The following is a 20,753-nucleotide window of genomic DNA, read 5'->3' on the forward strand; positions in this document are numbered from 1 at the left end:
CGTCATATGCGTATCGCCATTATCGGCAGCGGGATCTCTGGGCTGACCTGTGCCTATCTGCTGTCACGTCGCAGTGAGGTGACCGTGTTCGAAGCGGCCGACTGGATCGGCGGTCATACCCATACTGTCGACATAGAATGGCAGGGCCAGCGTTATGCAGTAGACACCGGTTTCATCGTATTCAACGACTGGACCTATCCCAACTTCATCCGCTTGATGGATCGCCTTGGAGTCGTCTCGCGCCCCACCGAGATGAGCTTTTCCGTGAACGATCCGGAGAGCGGCCTGGAATACAACGGCAATAACCTGGACACCCTCTTCGCCCAGCGCGGCAATCTGCTATCGCCGGGCTTCTGGGGTATGTTGCGCGATATCGTGCGCTTCAACCGGCAGGCGGTGGCCGACCTTTACGGCCACCGCATTGAGCCGGGCATGAGTCTTGGCGATTACCTGCACACGCGAGGCTACGGGCAGCGTTTCATCCATCACTACATCGTACCCATGGGCTCGGCCATCTGGTCGGTATCACGGGCCGATATGCTGCGCTTCCCGTTGCACTTCTTCGTCCGTTTTTTTCGTAACCATGGTCTGCTCTCGATCAGCCAGCGGCCACAATGGCGAGTGATCGAGGGTGGCTCGCGCAGCTATGTGGAGCCGTTGTGCAAGACCTTCAGCGAACGCATTCGGCTCAGCTGCCCGGTGATGAGCGTCCGCCGGGGCGACAACGGCGTGGTGATCACTAGTGCGGCAGGCCATGAGCGTTTCGACAAGGTCGTGTTCGCCTGCCATAGCGACCAGGCTTTGGCGCTGCTAGAGAAACCGACGGCCACCGAGCACGAGGTGCTAGGAGCCCTCGACTATGCCGCCAACGAAGTATTGCTTCACACCGACACCCGCCTGCTGCCCAGCCGGCGCAAGGCTTGGGCCAGCTGGAACTATCGCCTCGGTGGACCCGCGCACGCCCCGGCGGCCGTGACCTATAACATGAACATTCTGCAAGGCCTCGATGCCCCGGTAACCTTCTGCATAAGCCTCAATCAGGGCGATTACGTGGACCCGTCGCAGGTGCTCGCTCGCTTCAAATATGCACATCCTCAATACAGCCTTGCCGCCATGGCGGCCCAGGCGCGCCAGGGTGAGCTACAGGGAAACCAGCACAGCTACTTCTGCGGCGCTTATTGGGCAAACGGCTTCCATGAGGATGGCGTGGTCAGCGCACTGGACGTCGCCCAAAGATTCGGGGAGCGCCTGTGAACAGCAGCCTTTGCTACGGTTGGGTCAGCCACCGGCGTCTGGTGCCGCGGTTCCATGGATTCCGTTATCGCATTGGCATGCTTTATCTGGATCTGGACGAACAGGATCTGCTGCTGGGCCTGTCCCCGTTACTCGGTGCTTCTCGCCTGGCGCCGTTGTGCTGGCGAGAAACCGATTACCTGCCAGCCTGGACTCGTCGCGGTATCCCCTTGAAGGAAGCGGTGCGCGAAGTGGTGGCCAAGGCCTTGGGCCAGGCGCCCTGCGGCACCATTCATTTGCTGACCCAGCCGCGCAGTTGGGGGATTTCATTCAATCCGGTCAGTTTCTACTTTTGCCATGACAGTGACGGTCTCCTGGCGGCGATTGTGCTGGAGGTACGTAACACCCCTTGGCGTGAACGTTTTCACTACGTGTTGCCGGTGCTGCCCGGTCAGCCCCGGCAGTTCTCGGTCACGAAGGCATTCCATGTCTCGCCATTCCTGCCAATGGATATGCAGTACCACATGCGTTTTTACATTGATGACGCGCACATGCGCATCCACATGGAAAACCGCCGCGAAGGACAAAAAGTATTCGAGGCCGGCCTGTCCCTGCGCCGACAGCCGCTGGATGCCGCCGCACTACAACGGCACGTACTGGCCTTCCCCTGGATGAGCCTGCGCACCCTCGGTGCGATTTATTGGCAAGCCATGCGCCTGTTACTCAAACGCACCCCGCTCTATGCCCACAAGACCAGTCAGAGCAGCCAAAACCTTGGCCATCACGTCCACGAGGAGCCCAAGCATGTCCGATCCAACTCTGAGCGTTAGCAAATCCTTGGGCCTGGCGCCGTTATTCGGCGGCCTGGCCAGGAGCGCCGTGCTCACTCAGCTTCGCAACTTGCGCCAAGGCCGGCTGCGCCTGGTCTACCAAGACCGGCAGTGGCTGTTCGGCGACGTCGGCAGCGCGCTGCACGCTGAGGTCGAGATCTTCGACGAGGCAGCTTGGGGTATGGTGGCTGCCAACGGCTCTATCGGTGCCGGCGAAGCTTACATTCATGGCTACTGGCGCAGTCCGGACCTGGCCGCGGTCACTCGCCTCTTCGTCGCCAACCTGGAGGTGCTCGACGCCCTTGAAGGCGGGTTGGCGCGCCTGGGCCGTCCGATCCTACGCCTGCTGCACTGGCTAAACCGCAACAGCCGGCGCGGCGCGCGACGCAACATTCTCGCCCATTACGATCTGGGCAATGCCTTGTTTGAGCGGCTGCTGGACCCGACCATGATGTACTCGGCAGCCATGTTCGACAGTCTGGAGCAGAGCCTGGAGCAGGCCCAACTGAACAAGCTCGAGCGTATCTGCGCCAAACTTGCGCTGCGCCCCGATGACCATCTGCTCGAGATCGGTAGCGGATGGGGCAGCCTGGCGATCCACGCCGCTACCCGCCACGGGTGCCGGGTGACCACCACCACGTTGTCCGAGGCGCAGTACGCCCATACCCTGCAGCGCGTCCAGGATCTTGGTCTGCAACACCGCATTACCGTCCTGCGCGAGGACTACCGCGACCTTGGCGGACGCTTCGACAAGCTGGTCTCTATCGAGATGATCGAGGCGGTCGGGCACCGCTATCTGCCTGTTTACTTTCAGCGCTGCGCGTCGCTGCTCAAGGATGACGGCTTGATGCTGCTGCAGGCCATCACCATCCGTGACCAGCGTTATGAACAGGCGCGGCGGTCGGTAGATTTCATTCAGCGCTATATTTTTCCCGGTGGTGCCCTCCCCTCCCTGAGCGTCATGCTGCAGACCGCCAGTTGCCATACCGCGTTGAACCTGGTGCACATGGAGGACTTCGGCCTGGACTATGCGCGGACTCTTCAGCACTGGCGCGACAACTTGCGTCAGTCGCGCACCGCCTTGACCGAGCTGGGCTATGACGACACCTTTCAGCGCCTCTGGGAGTTCTACCTGTGTTACTGCCAGGGTGGTTTCGAGGAGCGTACTATCGGCGTCGCGCAACTGCTCTGGGCAGCTCCGGCCGCACGCCGCGCAGCGCTGCCGGGCGCCTGATTTGAGCCGGGCCTGGTTGATCGGCAACGCGCTATGGATGCAGGCCGCCTGGTGGGCTTGCGTACTGAGCGAGCGGCATCCTTGGCTGCTACTCCCCGTGGTGGCAGGCCTGTTGGTGCATGTGGCTGCTTGCCCACGACCAGGCGACGAAGCAACCGCTCTGGCCTGTGTGGGGATGGCAGGCTGTTTACTGGATGCCAGCCTGGGTGCGCTGGGAGTCTTCGATTTTGCCCAGCAACCCCTTCCCCTGTGGCTTGCCTTGCTGTGGCTGGTACTGGCCAGTGGGCTTCGCCACAGCCTGGCGTGGGCCCGACGTCCCATCTGGTACGGGGCGCTACTGGGTCTGTGCGGTGGACCTCTGGCTTACATCGCCGGCGCAACGCTGGCCGGTGTAGGTTTGCCTTGGGGCACCCTTGGCACGGCCCTGCTGCTTGCGATGCTGTGGGCTGTATGGATGCCAATCATCCTGCGACTGGCTGCGTCCCGCTGATAAACAACAGCTTTTGAATGCGTGAATATCGCCTGCTTTGCCGGTTATTGTGGGTTTACGGCAGCGACTCCGGCTGACGGCGGAAGAACAGGATCACTTGTCCCAACTCGACTCCAAGCTTGCTCATATTCGAGCGATTGATCATCGTGTCTTCGTCCATCAGGTACATCCAGTCGTCCAGATCCACTTCCCAATGCCTGCCGTCAACCGGCAGGTCAAGGCGATAGCGCCAGCGCAGCGCGTTGCCAGCGACCTCGCCGCTAGCCTCTCCGACTACGTCGTCCGCACGACCACGCCAACGCCCGGCGCCGGCCGGTTCCAGCGTCCAGACGCGCCGTTGACGCGTGCCATCGCTGTAGAGAAATCGCTCGTCGAGGATCAACTGCTGGCCCTCGACGCGGCTTTCGATCTGGACATGGAAGCGCTTGACCACCTCGCCCGAGCGATTCTGGAACAGGCCCCAAGCCTGTACCGGCCGAGAGAAGAACGCCACGAGATCAAGCGTCGGTCGCTCCTTTGCGTAGTGCTCCACGCCAACGTTGTTACAGCTGACCAGCAACAGGCTAACGAGCAGTACCAGTATTTGACGCATCTCAACCTCCTCACTCCGCCGGCCCGGCCATCCCCAGCAGTCGTTGACGCAGTTGCTTGTCCCGAGTGCGCGGATCAAGCCAGATATCGAAGAAGGCGCGGGCGAATGCAGGGTCGTCGACCCGCCGGCGCAGCTGGCCGTCGACGAAGAACGTGCAGCCTTTGCCGGGATGGTAGACCCCGGTGATGCGCATTCCGGGCCGAACATCGACGAAGGCTTCACGCATTTCATTGGACCAGCGTTGGAGGGTGGACTCCTCTAGACGAGCCTCCGCCATGCGCTCCATTTCATTGAGGCTGACCTCCACCAGCGTGTCCCGGGAAAAGACACGGTGATAAGTCAGTTCGAGTGCAAAGGGCTGATCCCAGGTCAGGGGCAACCCAGAGCTCCACAACCGCGCGGTGTATAGACTCACGCCGAACCAGGTAAAGTCGCCGCTGCCCACCAGACGCCTATCGGGCAGCGCGGGATGCCAGTCCGCCCAGGCAGGTACGGCGAGTAACATCGCGAACAGCCAGCATATCGACAGACGATGTTCGAGAAAGCGTCTGGAATCAGCCACGTTCATCAACGTCTCGGCCTTTTTTAAAAATTCTATACAAGACTAGCTCAATGTATAGTTTTTACGCCACCAGTACAGAACGTGTACAATTTTTTACCCCCAAGGGAAGCGGTTGAGAACATAGGTGCCGTCGGCAACCCACTGGAGGTCTCCAACTTTATGCGCTAGAGGCTTCTTTGATGATCATCTTTATTGGGTCGTTTTCAGCCGGTCACGACAGGCAGAAATCGGCCAAAAACTGCCTCTCGACAAGGGCAGCCATCGGCCAACAGCGGCAACCCAAACGACTACTAATTTCTCTATGGAAGTACTCGCTGCCTCTTGGGTAGGTATCGACGAGTTGATTTTCGTCCCCCATGTACCTTGTAGTCTCAGCGCCCGACAAGGTGGGTCAATATCTCCAGAAAACTGGAGTTACGAGTACCAACACAGTCAGGATTTCCAGCCTTCCTAGAAGCATTCCAACGGTCAGTAGCCATTTGGCGGCATCAGGTAATGATGAGAAATTACCTGCCGGCCCAATGATCGTGCCAAGCCCTGGCCCGACATTACACACCGCAGTTGCTGCGCCGCTCAATGCTGTTGTCCAATCAAGTCCAATGAGAGCCAAGCCCAAGGCGATGGCGGCAATAGTGATGGTGAAGAAAAACGAGAAGGTCAAAAGCGAGCGCAAGATCTCCTCGTCGATGGGATGACCGTTGTACTTCTTCTGAATCACGGCTCGAGGATGGATCAACTGCTTCAAACTACTTACCAGTAGGGCGGCAGCAACCTGAAAACGGAAGATTTTAAGACCTCCTGCAGTTGAGCCTGAACATCCACCGACAAAGGTCAGATAGAAAAAGAGCAAGACAGCAAAGCTGCCCCATAACGTGTAGTCGCCAACCGCAATTCCGGTGGTCGTGACGACCGAGGTCACATTGACTGCCACGATACGAAACGCATCCCACCATCCGTAATCGCTGTGAAAACAAAGCCAACTACCCACAGCCAGCGATGTGACGAGCAAGAATCCAATGAATCCGCGTACCTGGTGGTCCTTAATCAGCGCACGCCGATCGCCCCGCAATGTCGCGACGTACAAGGTGAATGGCAGGCTGCCCAGAATCATGATGGCCACTGCCACCCAGTGAATCGTTGGTTGCGTCCAATGCCCAAGTGAGGCGTCCGAAGTTGAGAACCCCCCGGTAGAGATCAACGACATTGCGTGGTTGACTGCTTCAAATGGCGTCATGCCAGCGAGCCAGAGCGCCAGAGCTCCGATGCCAGTAAGCCCCAGATAGAGCAAAAGAATGTACTTGGCTGCCACATGGGAACGCGGTGTCACTTTCTCCGACCAATCTGAGGACTCTGTCTGGAACAGACGCATGCCGCCTACCCGCAACAGTGGAAGGATCGCCACAGCCATGCCGATAAAACCGATGCCTCCCAACCAATGCAGCATGGAGCGCCATATCAACAATCCGGGAGATGAGCTATCCAAACCGGTGAGTACAGTCGAGCCAGTGGTTGTGATGCCAGACATCGTTTCAAAGAATGCGTCGGTGTAGGTGATATCGCTGATGAACACCATTGGCAACGCTGCGAAGGTGCACACAACTACCCAGCTTCCGGTAGTCAGCAGGTACATATCCCTAGGACGAAGCTGGCCAGTATCCGGGCGCCCCCGCACGATCAACAGGAGGCCACAGATGAAGGTAATCAAACTCGACCAGAGAAATGCCGACAGATCGTCGCTACGCTCGTAGGCCACCAGTGTGATCATGGGAATAGCCATGCTTACGGCCAGCGTGATCAGAAAAATGCCTAAGATGAAGCCGATAAGCCGAATTGCTGCGAGGGACATAACAGTAGCGTTCCAAATTAGCACCGCTCAGTATCGGATGCCCAACCTAAAGGCTCCGTAAATTCTGCGTAAAACTTCTACGAGCAATCAGTCAGGCTGCGTGCGTCAAAGGGCAGCTTTTGGTCGATCTCTGCCGGTCATGGTTTCATTGGTAACTTCGTTAGCTGATGTCATGACTGAACCAATCTCAATTATTTTGGCTAGCGCCCCCATGCCCCCATTTCAGGTCGCCCCCCAACAGGTAACCTTCCACATTTTCAATGGAAAGGGCTTCGAGCAGCACCTGCTCCAGGATGGCAAAAAAACATTTAATGTGAGCCTGTTTCAATGCCTGAGGCCGGGTCACCAGATAGACTTCCATATCTGGAAGTTGGAGATCCGGGAACAACTCGATCAGGTCCTTCGCCAGAATACGGGGCAGTACTGCCACACCCATTCCTCGCCTCACCGATTCGAGCTGAACCGCGAACGAGTTCACGCTGATCTGCGCGCGTTCCAGACCCGCGGCCTTTGCCGCACGCATTTGCGGCAACATGTCCAGCGGAGGAAGCAAGGCAATATTGATCGCAGTGGCCGGAGTCACTCCTGGATACCGTTTCAGATAACCTGCATCGGCGAAGACACCGTAAGCGAGCCTGCCTATTGGTCGATAAATCAGCGACGGTTCGCCTAGATGAGCGGTGCGTACAGCAATGTCTGCCACGCCGCGGACGATCTTGTGAAAGTCGGCTGTTGCCATCAACTCCACCGAGCAACGCGGGTGAAGAGAGGTGAAGCGACTCGCAGCCTCCAGCACGCAAGACGAAAATCCCTCTCCTGCACTGACCAGGACACTGCCAAATAGCTCTGTGTGTAGCCCGGACATGCCAGCAACGGTTTGACGCCTCAAGCCCGCCTCCGCCGCTAGGGCAACTTCCACGAGGGATTGGCCGCGCGAGGTCAACCAGCATCCTTCAACGCCCCGCTCGACGAGTAGCTCGCCCAGGGCGCTCTCAAGTTGGGTCAACCGGCGGGACACAGTAGACGCCGCAATACCCAGCATCTGGCCAGCTTGAAGAAAGCTGCCACGCCGCGAGACTGCCAACAACAGACGAAGATCGTCCCAATTTGCTTGCAACGCCATGCTTCATATCCTCCCTGGTCTGCATATGTGCAAATCCATTATGCAGTAGTCGCTGTTTTTCGGGAGAGGCCTCAAAGGTATATCTACAAGCCCTCGAAGACGAATGGAATGGACTGTATGACTACTGGCCCCAACGACTATGCGGAACGCGCCGCCAGTGCCTTCAATCGCCGTGATGTGGAGGCGATGCTTGCGCTGGTTTGCGAAGACTTCATCTACCTCGATAGTATGGGGATACAAACCGGTCGCGAAGACATGCGCAAACGAGAGATCGCATTGCTCGAAGCGCTCCCCGATGCCCAAGTGATTTTCAGCCCATTCGCCGTCGGTAACGATCGTTTGGCGCTGACTGCCTTCCTGACCGGCACATTCGCCGCACCCTTGGTGCTGCCAGGCCGGGTGATTCCACCTCATGGACGCCATATTACCGCGTACTACGCCGCACACTTCACCTTCAGAGACGGGCTGGCCATCCGTGAAGAGGCCTTCTTCGACAGTGCGGTGCTGATGCCGTTAGCCTATCCAGCTGAGGGTTGAGCCATGCACAGCGCATTCGTTACTGGCGCAACCGGCTTGTTGGGCAACAACCTGGTGCGTGAATTGGTCGCTCGTGGCTACGCGGTCAAAGCCCTGGTCCGTTCAAGAGCCAAAGGTGAACAGCAGTTCTACAATTTGCCGGGTGTGGAACTGGTCGTTGGGGACATGGCCGATGTCGACGCATTCGCAGCGTCGCTGCAAGGCTGCGATACGGTGTTTCACACCGCGGCGTTCTTTCGCGACAACTACAAGGGCGGCAGCCACTGGAAGGAACTCGAAAAGATCAATGTGTCTGGTACGCGGCGCCTGCTATACCAGGCCTACCGCGCCGGTATACGACGGTTCATCCATACGTCTTCCATTGCCGTGCTCGACGGCGCACCTGGCACGTCCATCGATGAGACATGTCTGCGGGCCGACGCCGATGCGGATGACTACTACCGTAGCAAGATTCTCGCCGACCGTGTCGTCTTGTCGTTCCTGGAGGTCCATCCCGAGATGCATGCCTGCATGGTCCTGCCTGGCTGGATGTGGGGCCCGGCCGACATGGGCCCCACCTCCTCGGGACAGTTGGTTAACGATGTCGTGCTCGGCAAACTGCCCGGACTGATCCCCGGTAGTTTCTCCGTTGTCGATGCCCGCGATGTGGCATTGGCGCAGATTGCCGCAGCCAGACATGGGCGGCGAGGTGAGCGCTATCTCGCGGCGGGCCGGCATATGACAATGCGTGAGCTGGTGCCTATGCTTGGACGTATAGCGGGCGTCAAGACACCCGTTCGACAACTACCGCTCCCCTTTCTATACACGTTGGCGGCTGTGCAGGAGATGTATGCGCGTATTACCAGCAAGCCCATTCTGCTGAGCATGGCCACGTTGCGCCTGTTGGTACGAGAGAAGGACCGCACCTGTTTCAACCACAGCAAGAGTGAACAAGAGCTTGGCCTGAGTTTCCGGCCACTAGAGCTGACAATCACCGACACGGTGGCGTGGTACCGCGATCACGATTGGTTTGAGAGTCAAACCTTAAGTTCCCGGAACCGCACTCCTTCCACATTGACCGCACACCTGAACAAGGACGTAAACATACAGTGAGTAGGGAAATAATCCTGATGCGTCACGGCCAGCCAAAACTGGTCGCAACCGACAAAATGTCAGCGCTCGATATGAAAGACTGGATCGAGCAATACAACCGATCCGAAATTACCAACCAATCCGTCCCGGATGCCAGCATGCAGCTCGCCGCAACCGCCAAGGTGATTGTCTCAAGCAGCGCGCCTCGTGCGCTGACCTCCGTCCAGGCTCTTGGCCTGAAGCCCGCCCTTGTCGACGCGCTTTTCTGTGAAGCGCAACTGCCTTATGGTCACTGGAAACTGCCACGGCTATCGCCGTTTACCTGGGCATTTATCCTTCGAGTCTTATGGTTGTGCGGTTACTCACGCAGCGTCGAATCCGCCGGAATTGCGAGGATGCGCGCCAGCACGGCAGCTCGACGACTTCAGTCCCTTGCCAACGAAGGACCGGTTCTGCTGCTCGGTCATGGCTTTATGAATCGAATGATCGCCAAACAACTGGTGGCCGATGGATGGGTTCGCCAAAAACGTAACGGCAGCCAGTATTGGAGTGCGACGGTGTATCAATATAGCGGTGTTTAAAAGTGCCATCTGGCGCGGAGATTAAACGAAGGGAAAGTTCAGGTTGGTCGTTCATTTGTAGAGACCTCTTTGGGACGCGAAAACCACGTTTTTCTACTCGCTCGGCCCCGTACAAAGGCGGGGGCTTGGAGTGTAGGTTGGCGATTTGTCTCGCTGGACAGATACCTATTGCTGCTGGTGGCGACAGGCAGAAATCGGCCAAATGCGGACATTCATAATCATCCGCTGTGAAAACCCAACAAAGGGACAATTCATTGAGTGTGGGCGGGCGGCGTAAACTCCTCCTATTTCCCATGATAGGCCTCCACGACGCTTATATTCACACCCGTTTTCGCCAGATCACTGGCGCTGCCGATGCGACGTACCAGTAGCTTGTATCTACCTTTCTTCAAAACAACCCTACAAGTTTCAGCATACAAAGCGCTTCCTCCAATAGAAGTGAGCTTGGGATGCGATATTGATGACCGATGCACTTCTGTTCCGGACTTTGCGTCGGTAATTATCGTTTCAAGATCGAACGGTGCGCCTGCCGCTGCCCAATGCCCGGGCCCTAGACGCAAGTCCCCACCCGCTGCTTTCCATACCTGTTCGCGATTCGATGAATCTTTAGCATCAAAAAAATAGCTGAGCTCCACTGCATAATCGTCCTCTTCTCTGATCGTGAAATCGAGCATTGACTCACCAGCAACCCCGGCTAAATTCATAGGAGTCTCCAGGGGTGGGTACGTAGGGGACTTGTTAGCGATACACCACATGAACAGGACTGACAGCACCTTAACAACCTTGAACACGCCCACCTCCTTTTGATCCACCTAAGGATAAGAGATCCTGCCGCTTGAATCGCGTGCCACAGCCATCTCCCCAGCTTAGAGGTGCGCCACGGCGAGCCTAGCAGGCTCAGCGACAAAGCATCCTGACGAACCCCGCAAGCTGTTCTGAAGCGTCCAATGCATCCCGCCTGTTGCTGGTCTTGAGGGAAACCGAAGCGAACTCAGTGGTGCTGCCCGTGGCCCTGAGACGCATGTAGTAAATCCCGTTACGCCTGAAGTGATACGGCTTGGCGAGTCTTGTCGTCGGCTTCACGGGAACAGCGAGGTTTGTAACAGTGTTTGTAACAGCAGATCGAACTTCAAGAATGCTCATGACGGTTAGCCCCTGTATTCATTGGGTTAACCTGGGTTCCTTGAAGTTCTGGATATACTGCCGCGAAGACCTGCGCAAGCTCAAGCGGATCACCTCGCTGTGGGATTACATCCGCGCGGTCACAGAACGGAATCAGGGGCTGTTGATGGGGGAGAGCCGGGACATGTTGTTCGCCGACTAGTCGGCGTTCGCACAGTGTCCGTCGCCGGCGTCGCCCCATTCAATCACCCGGCCAGGGGCGTCTCTTCCAGCTCCAGCATCAACCCGCTCAAGCGCTTGACCTTGCGCCGCACCGCCTCTTCGAACACCCCGGCGCGCGGTTCGATCAAGGTGAACCAGTGCTTGGCCCGGGTAATGCCGGTATAGATCAGCTCCTTGGTGAGGACCGGGTTAAGGGCGTCCGGCAGGATCAACGCCGTATGGGCGAATTCCGAACCCTGGGATTTGTGCACGGTCATGGCGTACACGGTTTCGACATCATTGAGCCGGCTCGGCAAGACAAAACGCACGCCGCCCTGCCCGTCATTGCGCGGGAACGCCACGCGCAGTACCCGCTTCCCGGCGTCGGGGCCATCACGTTCCGGCAACTTGAGCGCGATGCCGATATCGCCGTTCATCAGGCCCAGGCCATAGTCGTTGCGGGTCATGAGCACCGGGCGGCCTTCGTACCATTGATGGTCACTGTCGATCAGCCGCGCCTTGAGCAGCGCGGCGGTCACTCGTTGATTCAAGCCTTCCACGCCCCAGGGCCCCTTGCGTACGGCGCACAACAACTGGAACGCGTCGAAGGCTTGCAGCACGCTACGTGCCCAGTCGACCCAGGATTGATCATGAAGGGGTCTGTCGAGCGCTGGCCGCTGGCTGCGCAGCAAGGTCAGGTAATGCCGATACCCTTGCGGCCCGTCGCCATGCCCCTCGAGCAGCAGGCGTTCCAGCGCCCGATCCTGCTCGCCCTTGAGGGACAGGCAAAACACATCGTCGTGACTGCGCGTCGCCAATAGCTTGCGCGCTTGTTCAGGGTGCTGCTGGTTGACCCAGCGCGCCAGTTGTCCAATGCCGCTGCCCTCGCCGAACCGCCGTGAGTGGCGCAGCATCACCACTTGCTGGGCGAGTGGATGAGTCCCATTGAGGTCTTCCTGCAAACCGCTGGCGTCCAGGCGTTCGCCACTGACCGACTCCAGCCACTGCCGGGTCTGCGGGCTGTACCAACCGGCCTCTGCATCGCGGCACAGATCGCCGAGCACGGCACCGGCCTCCACCGACGCCAGCTGGTCCTTGTCACCCAGCAGCACCAGTCGCGCATGGGCCGGCATCGCGTCGAGCAGGTTGGCCATCATTTCCAGGTCAATCATCGAGGCTTCGTCCACCACCAGCACATCCAGCGGCAGGCGATTACCCGCGTGATGCCGGAAATGGCGGGTACCGGGACGGCTGCCGAGCAGGCGGTGCACGGTGGTGACGTCCGACGGGATCTTTTCCCGTACCGCTTCAGCGACTTCCAGGGTGCGAACCTGCGCACTGATGGACTCGGTCAGCCGGGCCGCGGCTTTACCGGTGGGGGCGGCGAGACGGATGCGCAACGGTTTGCCTGCCTCCACTGCCGGCGCCTGGAGCAGCGCCAGCAACCGCACCACGGTCGTGGTTTTGCCGGTGCCCGGGCCACCGGTGACGATGCTGAAGGCACTGCGGGTGGCCAGGGCGCAGGCGAGCTTCTGCCAGTCGATCATTTCGCCGGGCCGGGCGGGACCGAACAGGCCGGTCAGACGTTGGGATAAATCATCCGGGGTTGTTTCGTGTTCCGCCAGGCGCTGGCGCAGGGAATGATCGATGCGCCGTTCGTAAGCCCAGTAGCGACGCAGGTACAGGCGCTTGCCGGACAATACCAAAGGCCTCTGCTGCGCTGCTTCACGACCGTCGACCGCCAATGCCACCAGGTTGCTGGCGGCCAGCACCTTGCACCAATGAGCGCCGTCCAGGGCTTCAAGCAATTGCGACGGCAACAGCATCGCGTCACTTTGCAGATCCCCTTCAGGCGGTAGCGACAGGGCGAAGTCCGGCTCTTTGAGGGTCTCGAACAGATCCAGGCAGACATGCCCGTGTCCGAGTTGGTGACTGGTCAATGCCGCGGCCAGCAGCACCAGCGGATCATCATCGGGTGCGAGCTCATGCAGAAAGGCAACGAAGGCCTTGTCCAGCGCCCGCAACCAGCCGCGTTCGACCCAGCGCGAGAGCAACAGCAACAAGTCATCGGCACGACTCAACGGGGCCAGGTCCGCCAGGCTTTCGGCGGCCAATGGCGTGGGCAGCAAATCGGCGAAGGTGCGACTCATAGCAGTTCTCCCTGTTCCCAGGCCGGTTCTGCCTTGGGTTCTGGCTTGCCCTGGAACATCCGGTCCAGACGCTGGATCAGTTCCTTTGGCGGACGGGCGAAGTACGCCCCCTGGCTGGGTGCGCGCGTACCCCGCAGGAACAGGTACAACGCACCGCCGACATGCCGGTCGTAATCGTAATCGGCAAGCCGCGCCTTGAGCTGACGATGCAGGGCCAGCAGGTACAGCACGTATTGCAGGTCGTAACGGTTGTCGAGGATCGACTGCTCCATGGCCTGCTCGGTGTAGGCCATGTCATCGACACCCAGCCAGTTGGATTTGTAGTCGGCGACGTAGTAGCGGCCGTCGTGCTCGAATGTCAGGTCGATGAAGCCCTTGAACATGCCGTTGAGCAACACCGGTTCGGCGGCCACCCGTGCCACACCGTTGTGGGTGTATTGGCGCACGAGCTCATCGAGTTTGAGTACATCTACCTTGTGGCTGGCGAACCAGAACTCCATCTCGACGCGGTATTGGCTCAGTTGGCTGAAAATCACCGGCGACTGTCCTGCACCGATAGGCAGTGGGGATTTGAGCAGATGCTGCAGCCAGTCACTCAGGGCGGTGATCCAGCCTTCCCAGCCGCGACGGTTACAGCGACGCGCAATGGCGTCTTCCACCGCTTGCGGTGTGACGGCAAAACCTTCGTCTCCGGCCCACTCCAGCAAGCCATGAAGAAAAGTACCGGGGCTCGGGCCACGGGGGAATCGATGGATGTCCGCGCCGCCGGCAACCACTTCTCGTGGTGCTTGCGGATCGAGGCGTTCGTCGTCGAAGAGTTTTTGCGCTTGAGGACTCTCGGGGGCTTCGTCACTGCCTTCGCTCAGGCGCTCGCCAATGCGCAAGGCGCTGTAAGAGGCGATCCACCAGTTTTCACTGGCCTTGCGCTGGGGGATCCGCGCAGCGAGCAGTGCCGCTTCGTTGTGTGGCGGATGGTAATGCTCGGCACTTGCTTCAGGCATTTCACCGTAGCTCAGTGCCGGGCAGTCCTGTTGCAGGTCTTCCAGCCAACGCTTCAACCCGGCCGACTCAGCCAATGGCGCACCGCCCCCCAGCAGATAACCCAACGCCGACAGGTGCAGCACCGAGCTGTGGTTATTGCCGCGCTTGAGGTCGGTCACGCCGAGCCAGCAAGCATGTTGCGCCCGGGTCAAGGCCACATAGAGCAACCGCAGATCCTCGGCCAGACGCTCGTCGTCGGCCAGGGCAATCAACTCGGCCGTCGGTTTCAAGGTCACCTGGGCCTTGCCGCTGGCGTCGTGGTAATGCAGCGGCAGACGGCTGCCATCCACCGGCTTCGCCGAGCAAATGAACGGCAGGAACACCAAGGGGTACTCAAGCCCCTTGGACTTGTGGATGGTCACGACCTTGACCAGTTGTTCATCGCTCTCCAGGCGCAGGATCTGCTCTTCGCCAGCCTGGCCGGACAACGCCAGGTGCTCGGACAAATGCCGGATCAGCGCCTGCTCGCCATCGAGTTCGGCAGCCGCCTGTTGCAGCAACTCGGACAGGTGCAGCAGGTTGGTCAACACGCGCTCGCCATCACTGCGCGCGATCAACGCCTGGGGCAGGCGGAAGTCATGCAGCAAGCGCCGCAGCATGGGCAACACACCCTGCTTGCGCCACAGCTCGCGATAACCGCGGAACTGCATGACCCGCGCTTCCCAGGCCAGTTCGTCCTGATTCAACCGTTCCAGTTCGGCCAGCGACAGGTTCAGCGTGATGCAAGCCAGTGCAGCCCGCAGTGGACGCTCGACATCCGGCTCGGCGCACGCCTTGAGCCAGGTCAGCACGTCGTGGGCTTCCTGGGCGGCGAACACCGAGTCCTTGTCCGACAGGTAAACACTGCGCACGCCCCGGGCCGAGAGTTCGGCGCGTACGGCCTGGGCTTCCTTGCCGTCGCGCACCAGGATCGCGATATCAGCCGGCAACAGGCCCCGAAAGTCTTTGCCGTCCTGTATGAAGCCCGCACGACCTTGTTGCCCGCCGTTGAGCAACGCCGTGATTTCACTGGCGCAAGCGGCGGCCAGTTGTTGCCGGTACACCGCACCGGAGAGTGGCTGATCGGCAGACAGGTGCCAGACATTCAGGGCGGGGATAGCCCGGCCTTCAATGTGCAGAACTTCTTTGCGCCCCTGGGATTCGACGGGCAGGAACGGCACCGGGTTGTCGCCGTTGTTTTCACGAAACAGGAAAGCGCCCCGCCCGGCCTCGCGCGACTCAGCACGCGCGAACACATGGTTGACCGCACTGACCATGCCATGACTGGAGCGGAAGTTGGTGCCCAGGGTATGCAGGCGGCCAGCGGTGGCCTGGCGGGCGCGCAGGTAGGTATAGATGTCGGCACCGCGGAAGGCATAGATCGCCTGCTTCGGGTCGCCGATCAGGAACAGGCCGCTTTCGGCGTTGTTGTCTTCGATGCGATAGATGCTTTCGAAGATCCGGTATTGCACCGGGTCGGTGTCCTGGAACTCATCGATCAACGCCACCGGAAACTGCTCGCGGATCAAGGTGGCCAGGCGCTCGCCGCCCTCGGATTGCAAGGCTGCATCGAGGCGCAGCAGCATGTCATCGAAGCCCATTTCCGCGCGCCGACGTTTCTCTTCCTCGAACCGTGCACCCACCCATTGGGCGGCATGTTGCAGAACCGCCGCATCGGGCGTCGGCAATCCATCGAGGCTGAGCTTCAGGCCGGGCATCGCATCCAGACCGGGATGACGGGGCGACTCACCTTTCCAGGCTTCAGCCATGCCATCCGGCGTCAGGCGGGTGAAACCGGTACCGATATCCAGTTGCTCGAGGGATTCGTCCTCGGCCCAGGCTTTAATTTTTTCGAACCAGGGTTCGAAGTAACGCGCCTGCATCTTGCGCCCGTCGACGCTCTTGCTCGCAACGCCCTGATGGCACAGCGCAAGTAACTCGTCCGCCCACTGGCGCCAGGGCATCTTGAGTTCGAGCAAGGCGGCCCGTCGTTCCAACAGGCATTGCGCGATCAGCTCGGCAGGCGCTCTACCCACGACATTGTCACGCTCGCTGGCAAACAACCCGCGTACTCGCGGCAGCAATGCCGCCGGGCCGCCCCAGTTGCTGCGAACCCAGTTCAGCGCATCGCCTTGCATCGGGTAGCAGAACATTCGCCAGTAATCGCGCAGGACCTCACCCAACAAATCGCTGTGATCGGTTTCCAGGGTCTGGGTAAACAGGCTGCCGCTGTCGAACGCGTGTTCGCGCAACATGCGCTGGCACCAACTGTGGATGGTCGAGACGGCGGCTTCGTCCATCCACTGGGCGGCGATATCCAGGCGGTTGGCGCAGCCGGACCACTGCTCGGGCAGGTACTGATCACGCAACCCGGCAATCAGCGCATCCGGCGCCGGGGTTTCCTCGCGGAAAAACCGTGCAGCCTCGGCCAGACGCGTGCGAATACGTTCACGCAGTTCTTTGGTGGCCGCATCGGTGAAGGTCACAACCAGGATGTGCGGGGGTAACAGCTCACGTCCGAACCCGCTCGGCTCCCCGCCGTGGTCCAGGACCAGGCGCAGATAGAGCGCGGAAATGGTGAAGGTCTTGCCGGTCCCGGCGCTGGCTTCGATCAGTTGGCTGCCACGCAGCGGGAAGGCCAGGGCCAGCGGTGTTTTCGTGGTCATGAGCGCGCTTCCTCGCTGGTCAGTGAACGCCAGGGCGCTTCAAGCAGTGGCCGATACAAGGCGTCGCACCAATCGGGGAACGTCTCGTCGGCCATCAGCACGTCGTAGTCGGCAAACTGACGACCCAGCGCCGGGCTTTCACGGCGCTCGCCATCCGTGGTCAGGCCATCGCCTTCATAGGCCTTGCGCGCAGCGGCCTGGGCTTTGACCGGATCGGTCTGACCCAGCCAGGCGAAGGCTGTTTTCACTGCAATCGGCAGCGGTTGGCGCATACCGGTTTGCCAAGCCATTAGCAGGTTACCCAGAATCCGCGAAGCGGCACCCTGCTCCAATGGAGCGAGCAGCAGACTGTCGTCGCTGGCCACCAACGCCGTGGTCAGCGCCATGCCACTGGCGCAGGCCACCAGGTGGTTGACCCATGGCCGCGTCAGTCGATGCCATTTGCGCGACTTGATCGAACCGATGCTGTTGGGGATCGTCGTGACCGACAGCAAACCACCGTCTGCACGCTGATGCAGGCCGCTGAGCCAACCTTCCAGGCGTAGGCCTTGCAGCTCCAGACTCACCGGCAGTGCGCTGGTGAGCGGTGTGGGCCATAACGCCAGAAGTTGTCGGTAGCGCTGCAGCAGATCCGGCAATGGCTCGATCAATTCTCGCTGCAGGCATTCGCCAAAACCGGCCATGGGCAGCAACCCGCTGTGCTGCAGGCGCCTGGCCTGCGCCTCCAGCGCCTGATCGGTGTGATCCGGCTGTCCCAGCGCCGCTTCGAGCAGCCTGTCGCTGAGGCTGTAGCGTTGCAGCGCGTCGAGTACAAACGGTTCTTCATCGGCCAGGGGTACGTCTGCAGCTTCGAAGAACACCTTGAGGCGCTGGCTGAAGAAATGTCGTACAGGATTACGCAGGAAATCCTGCAATTGACCCAGGCTCAATGGCTCTTCCTGAAGGTAGGCATCGAGGACTTCGATCTCAGTCTCGGGCTCGCTCGCTTGGTGCAGCACCTGCCATTCGTTGGCATAGCTGAACAGATCATCGCCTTCGTGGAAATAACGGGCGCTAAAGGGTTGCAACGGGTGCTCCTGAGTCATGGCCTCAAGCAGGTCTTCGTCCGCTTCGTGCAATCGCCAGCCGCTGGCCAGATGGTCGCGCAGCTGGCCAATCAGCACCGATGCAGGCCGCTCGCTGTTATCCCGAATGCTGCGGCCGACCCAGCTGATATACAGTTGGTCACGCGCCGACAGCAGCGCCTCCAGCAGCAGATAGCGGTCATCTTCGCGCCGGGAGCGATCGCCGGGGCGGTAATCGCTGCCCATCAGGTCGAAGTCCAGTGGTGGTTGCGCCCGCGGATAATCGCCGTCATTCATGCCCAGCAGGCAGACCAGTTTGAACGGGATCGCGCGCATGGGCATCAAGGTGCAGAAGTTAACCGCACCGGCCAGGAAGCGCTGGGACAAGCGGCCTTGATCCAGCCCGGCCAGCCAGGCTTCACGGACGACGGTCAGGGGTAACTCGTCGCGCAAGCCAACTGATTCACAGGTCTCGAGCCAGGTTTCACGCAACGCTTCGAGCTGGGACAGCAAGTAGTCGTCATGCTCGTTGCTGGCCTGGAAGAACAACTGCACCAGCGCTTGCAATCGCATGCCCCACTGCTTGGGGGGAGCAGGCCGAGAGAGTTCCTGGTGGGCAATCTCCAGCGCATCCAGCAGCGCGACCAACGGACCGATGAGCGCGGCATCCAGACCACCGATCTCATCGTAGGGCTCTATGCCCTCGCAGGCACCGGCGCTGCCCACGGCATAACCGAGCAGCATCCGTCGCAAGCCGAAACGCCAACTGTTTTGCTCCAGCTCCGCCGGCAGACCGAGACCCGCACGCTGCTCGGCGTTCATGCCCCAGCGAATGCCGGCGCCTTCGATCCAGCGGTGCAGGGTTGGCAGGTCACGCTCTTCCACCGCGAAGCGTGCGCGCAGTGCCGGGACGTCCAGCAAGTCGAGGATTTCGCTCACCGGGAAACGACTGTCAGGCAGTTTGAGCAGATGCTCGACTGCGATCAGTAGCGGATCACGGCCACGTTGGCCCTGGTCTGCCAGCGTGAAGGGAATGAAGCGCGGATCATGGCGATCAAGCTGGCCAAATACCGCACGAATATGCGGGGCGTAGCTGTCGATATCCGGGACCATCACGATCACGTCGCGCGGCCTCAACTGCGGGTCGGCACTGAAGCGCGCGAGCAATTGATCGTGGAGGATTTCCACTTCGCGCTGAGCGCTGTGGGCAATGTGAAAACGGATCGATTCGTCCTTCGCCAGATCGATCGCAGGCCAGCGCTCGCGAGTCTCGCTCAGGGGACGTAATTCAAGGATGTCGTCCTGCAGCTGGTTGAGCATGTTCTGCGGTTGGCTGTCGCTGAACAGGTCAATGCGCCCATCGCGAAATGCCGAACGATAGCTGTTGGGATCATCGTAGCTGTCGAGCAGGTTGATGTAGTCCCGTCCCTGCTTGCCCCATGCCGCCAGTAGCGGGTGGGCATGCTGATGCAGGGTTTGCGGATCGAGCACCACCGGCATGCCGTGCTTGCGCGCCTGACGCTTGTATTGATGCCGCAACAGGTCTTTATCGGCGACGATGTCTGCCCAATGGTGACGACAAGGGTTATGCACGCACAGCAAAACCTGGCTGAAACGAGACAGTCCGGCCAAGGCTTCCAGGGCTTGAGCCGGCAACGAGGAAATCCCGAAAACGATCACCCTGGAAGGCAATCCGCTGGGGGCCACTTCGAGGTTGTTGATGCGTTCGATGAACCGCTGATGGACCCCGGCACGGCTTTGCGCCATGCCTTGCTCACCCACATCCAGCAACAGTGCACGCCACAACTCTGCCTGCCAGCAGTTGGCCGGGGTCAGGGGTTTGATTTCGCCTCTGCCGTTGCGTAATTGATGGCGGCCTTCGGCCCAGTCTTCGAGCCAGTCGGCCCGGTATACCTGGTATTGGTCGAACAGATCCGCGAGCCGCTCGGCCAACTGGTAGCGTTTACGTAGATCGGTGTCATTGGCCAGGAAGCGTTGCAGGGGCTCGAAGTGCGGTTGATTGATCAATTGCGGGAGCAGGCGCATCAGACGCCAGGTCAACGGGGCTTTATCGAGCAGGGATTTGACCGGGATTTCATCACGGCCAAGGACCATGCGATAGAGTTGCCACATGAAGCTGCCCGGTAACTGCACGTCGATGGCGGCGGCGATGCCACAGCCACCCATGTCGCCATCTTCCGGGTCTTCGGCCAGTGCCAGCTTCAGCCATTGGGCGATGCCGTTGCTCTGTACCAGGGCGATTTCATTTTCCAGGGGCGCCAGCGGGTACCGCCGCATCCAGCTGACCACCAGACTGCGCAACTCGTCCAGGCGGTTGCCGTGAACCACCATAAAACCAGCACTGAGGGACGTCGCGTCCGGCATAAAGGCTTCCTTGGGGAAAGCAAAATCGAGGAAGGGACTTTAGCAT

15 protein-coding genes and 1 pseudogene are annotated in these 20,753 nt (G+C 59.9%); 8 read left to right on the forward strand and 8 right to left on the reverse strand.

The genetic code is table 11. The features are described 5' to 3' along the window. The first annotated feature begins 6 nt into the window (after positions 1-6). Genes ACA067_RS28910 through ACA067_RS28925 form a run of 4 tightly spaced genes read left to right on the forward strand, consistent with a single transcriptional unit; the run spans position 7 to position 3,787 of the window. Complete coding sequence (locus tag ACA067_RS28910) at positions 7-1,254, forward strand: NAD(P)/FAD-dependent oxidoreductase (protein ID WP_497459569.1); 1,248 nt, start codon at positions 7-9, stop codon at positions 1,252-1,254. Then, entirely contained in the window at positions 1,251-2,063 is an 813-nt protein-coding gene (locus ACA067_RS28915) for a DUF1365 domain-containing protein (protein WP_497459570.1), read from the forward strand. The genes ACA067_RS28910 and ACA067_RS28915 overlap by 4 nt, the downstream gene beginning before the upstream one ends. After that, positions 2,038-3,297: a class I SAM-dependent methyltransferase gene (locus ACA067_RS28920; protein WP_497459571.1), complete on the forward strand. Its 1,260-nt coding sequence runs from the start codon at positions 2,038-2,040 to the stop codon at positions 3,295-3,297. The genes ACA067_RS28915 and ACA067_RS28920 overlap by 26 nt, the downstream gene beginning before the upstream one ends. A gap of 1 nt (position 3,298) precedes the next feature. Continuing rightward, a complete protein-coding gene (locus tag ACA067_RS28925) occupies positions 3,299-3,787 on the forward strand; it encodes a DUF2878 domain-containing protein (protein ID WP_497266554.1) in 489 nt (162 codons plus the stop codon). 55 nt (positions 3,788-3,842) lie between these two features. Here ACA067_RS28925 and ACA067_RS28930 read toward each other — a convergent pair whose 3' ends face one another. The 4 genes from ACA067_RS28930 to ACA067_RS28945 all read right to left on the reverse strand — a co-directional run bounded on the left by ACA067_RS28930 (position 3,843) and on the right by ACA067_RS28945 (position 7,910). Beyond that, positions 3,843-4,379, reverse strand: a complete 537-nt coding sequence (locus ACA067_RS28930) for a DUF3833 domain-containing protein (RefSeq protein WP_348123559.1) — start codon at positions 4,377-4,379, stop codon at positions 3,843-3,845. 10 nt (positions 4,380-4,389) lie between these two features. Then, positions 4,390-4,947, reverse strand: coding sequence for a chalcone isomerase family protein (locus ACA067_RS28935; protein WP_497459572.1), 558 nt, complete (start codon positions 4,945-4,947; stop codon positions 4,390-4,392). Between the two features lie 385 nt (positions 4,948-5,332). After that, positions 5,333-6,787: a TrkH family potassium uptake protein gene (locus tag ACA067_RS28940; protein WP_497459573.1), complete on the reverse strand. Its 1,455-nt coding sequence runs from the start codon at positions 6,785-6,787 to the stop codon at positions 5,333-5,335. Positions 6,788-6,974: 187 nt separating this feature from the next. Further along, positions 6,975-7,910 (reverse strand): LysR family transcriptional regulator, encoded by a 936-nt coding sequence (locus tag ACA067_RS28945; protein WP_497459574.1) that lies wholly within the window; start codon positions 7,908-7,910, stop codon positions 6,975-6,977. A 117-nt stretch (positions 7,911-8,027) separates the two neighbouring features. Between ACA067_RS28945 and ACA067_RS28950 the strand changes: the two genes are divergently transcribed. The 3 genes from ACA067_RS28950 to ACA067_RS28960 are packed head-to-tail and all read left to right on the forward strand — an operon-like array spanning position 8,028 to position 10,099. Next, the gene (locus tag ACA067_RS28950; protein WP_497459575.1) at positions 8,028-8,447 is read left to right on the forward strand and encodes an ester cyclase; all 420 of its coding nucleotides are present in this window, start codon (positions 8,028-8,030) and stop codon (positions 8,445-8,447) included. Positions 8,448-8,450: 3 nt separating this feature from the next. Next, the gene (locus tag ACA067_RS28955) at positions 8,451-9,539 is read left to right on the forward strand and encodes an SDR family oxidoreductase (protein ID WP_497459576.1); all 1,089 of its coding nucleotides are present in this window, start codon (positions 8,451-8,453) and stop codon (positions 9,537-9,539) included. A 17-nt stretch (positions 9,540-9,556) separates the two neighbouring features. Then, a complete protein-coding gene (locus tag ACA067_RS28960) occupies positions 9,557-10,099 on the forward strand; it encodes a histidine phosphatase family protein (RefSeq protein ID WP_497459577.1) in 543 nt (180 codons plus the stop codon). Between the two features lie 284 nt (positions 10,100-10,383). On the opposite strand, the gene ACA067_RS28965 is transcribed toward ACA067_RS28960, so the two are convergent. After that, positions 10,384-10,803, reverse strand: coding sequence for a DUF5625 family protein (locus ACA067_RS28965; protein ID WP_497459578.1), 420 nt, complete (start codon positions 10,801-10,803; stop codon positions 10,384-10,386). Positions 10,804-11,285: 482 nt separating this feature from the next. On the opposite strand from ACA067_RS28965, the pseudogene ACA067_RS28970 reads away from it, so the two are divergent. Further along, a pseudogene (locus tag ACA067_RS28970) lies at positions 11,286-11,423 on the forward strand (LysR family transcriptional regulator); the annotation flags it as partial. Positions 11,424-11,466: 43 nt separating this feature from the next. Here ACA067_RS28970 and recD read toward each other — a convergent pair. From recD to recC, 3 genes are read right to left on the reverse strand one after another with little or no spacing between them, the layout of a single operon-like run. Continuing rightward, the gene (recD, locus tag ACA067_RS28975) at positions 11,467-13,572 is read right to left on the reverse strand and encodes an exodeoxyribonuclease V subunit alpha (protein ID WP_497459579.1); all 2,106 of its coding nucleotides are present in this window, start codon (positions 13,570-13,572) and stop codon (positions 11,467-11,469) included. Continuing rightward, positions 13,569-17,258 (reverse strand): exodeoxyribonuclease V subunit beta, encoded by a 3,690-nt coding sequence (gene recB / locus ACA067_RS28980; protein ID WP_497459580.1) that lies wholly within the window; start codon positions 17,256-17,258, stop codon positions 13,569-13,571. Before recB ends, recD begins: the two co-directional genes overlap by 4 nt. After that, a complete protein-coding gene (gene recC / locus ACA067_RS28985; RefSeq protein WP_497459581.1) occupies positions 17,255-20,707 on the reverse strand; it encodes an exodeoxyribonuclease V subunit gamma in 3,453 nt (1,150 codons plus the stop codon). Before recC ends, recB begins: the two co-directional genes overlap by 4 nt. Positions 20,708-20,753: the final 46 nt, after the last annotated feature.

The sequence above is a fragment of the Pseudomonas sp. LBUM1674 genome (assembly GCF_059695635.1).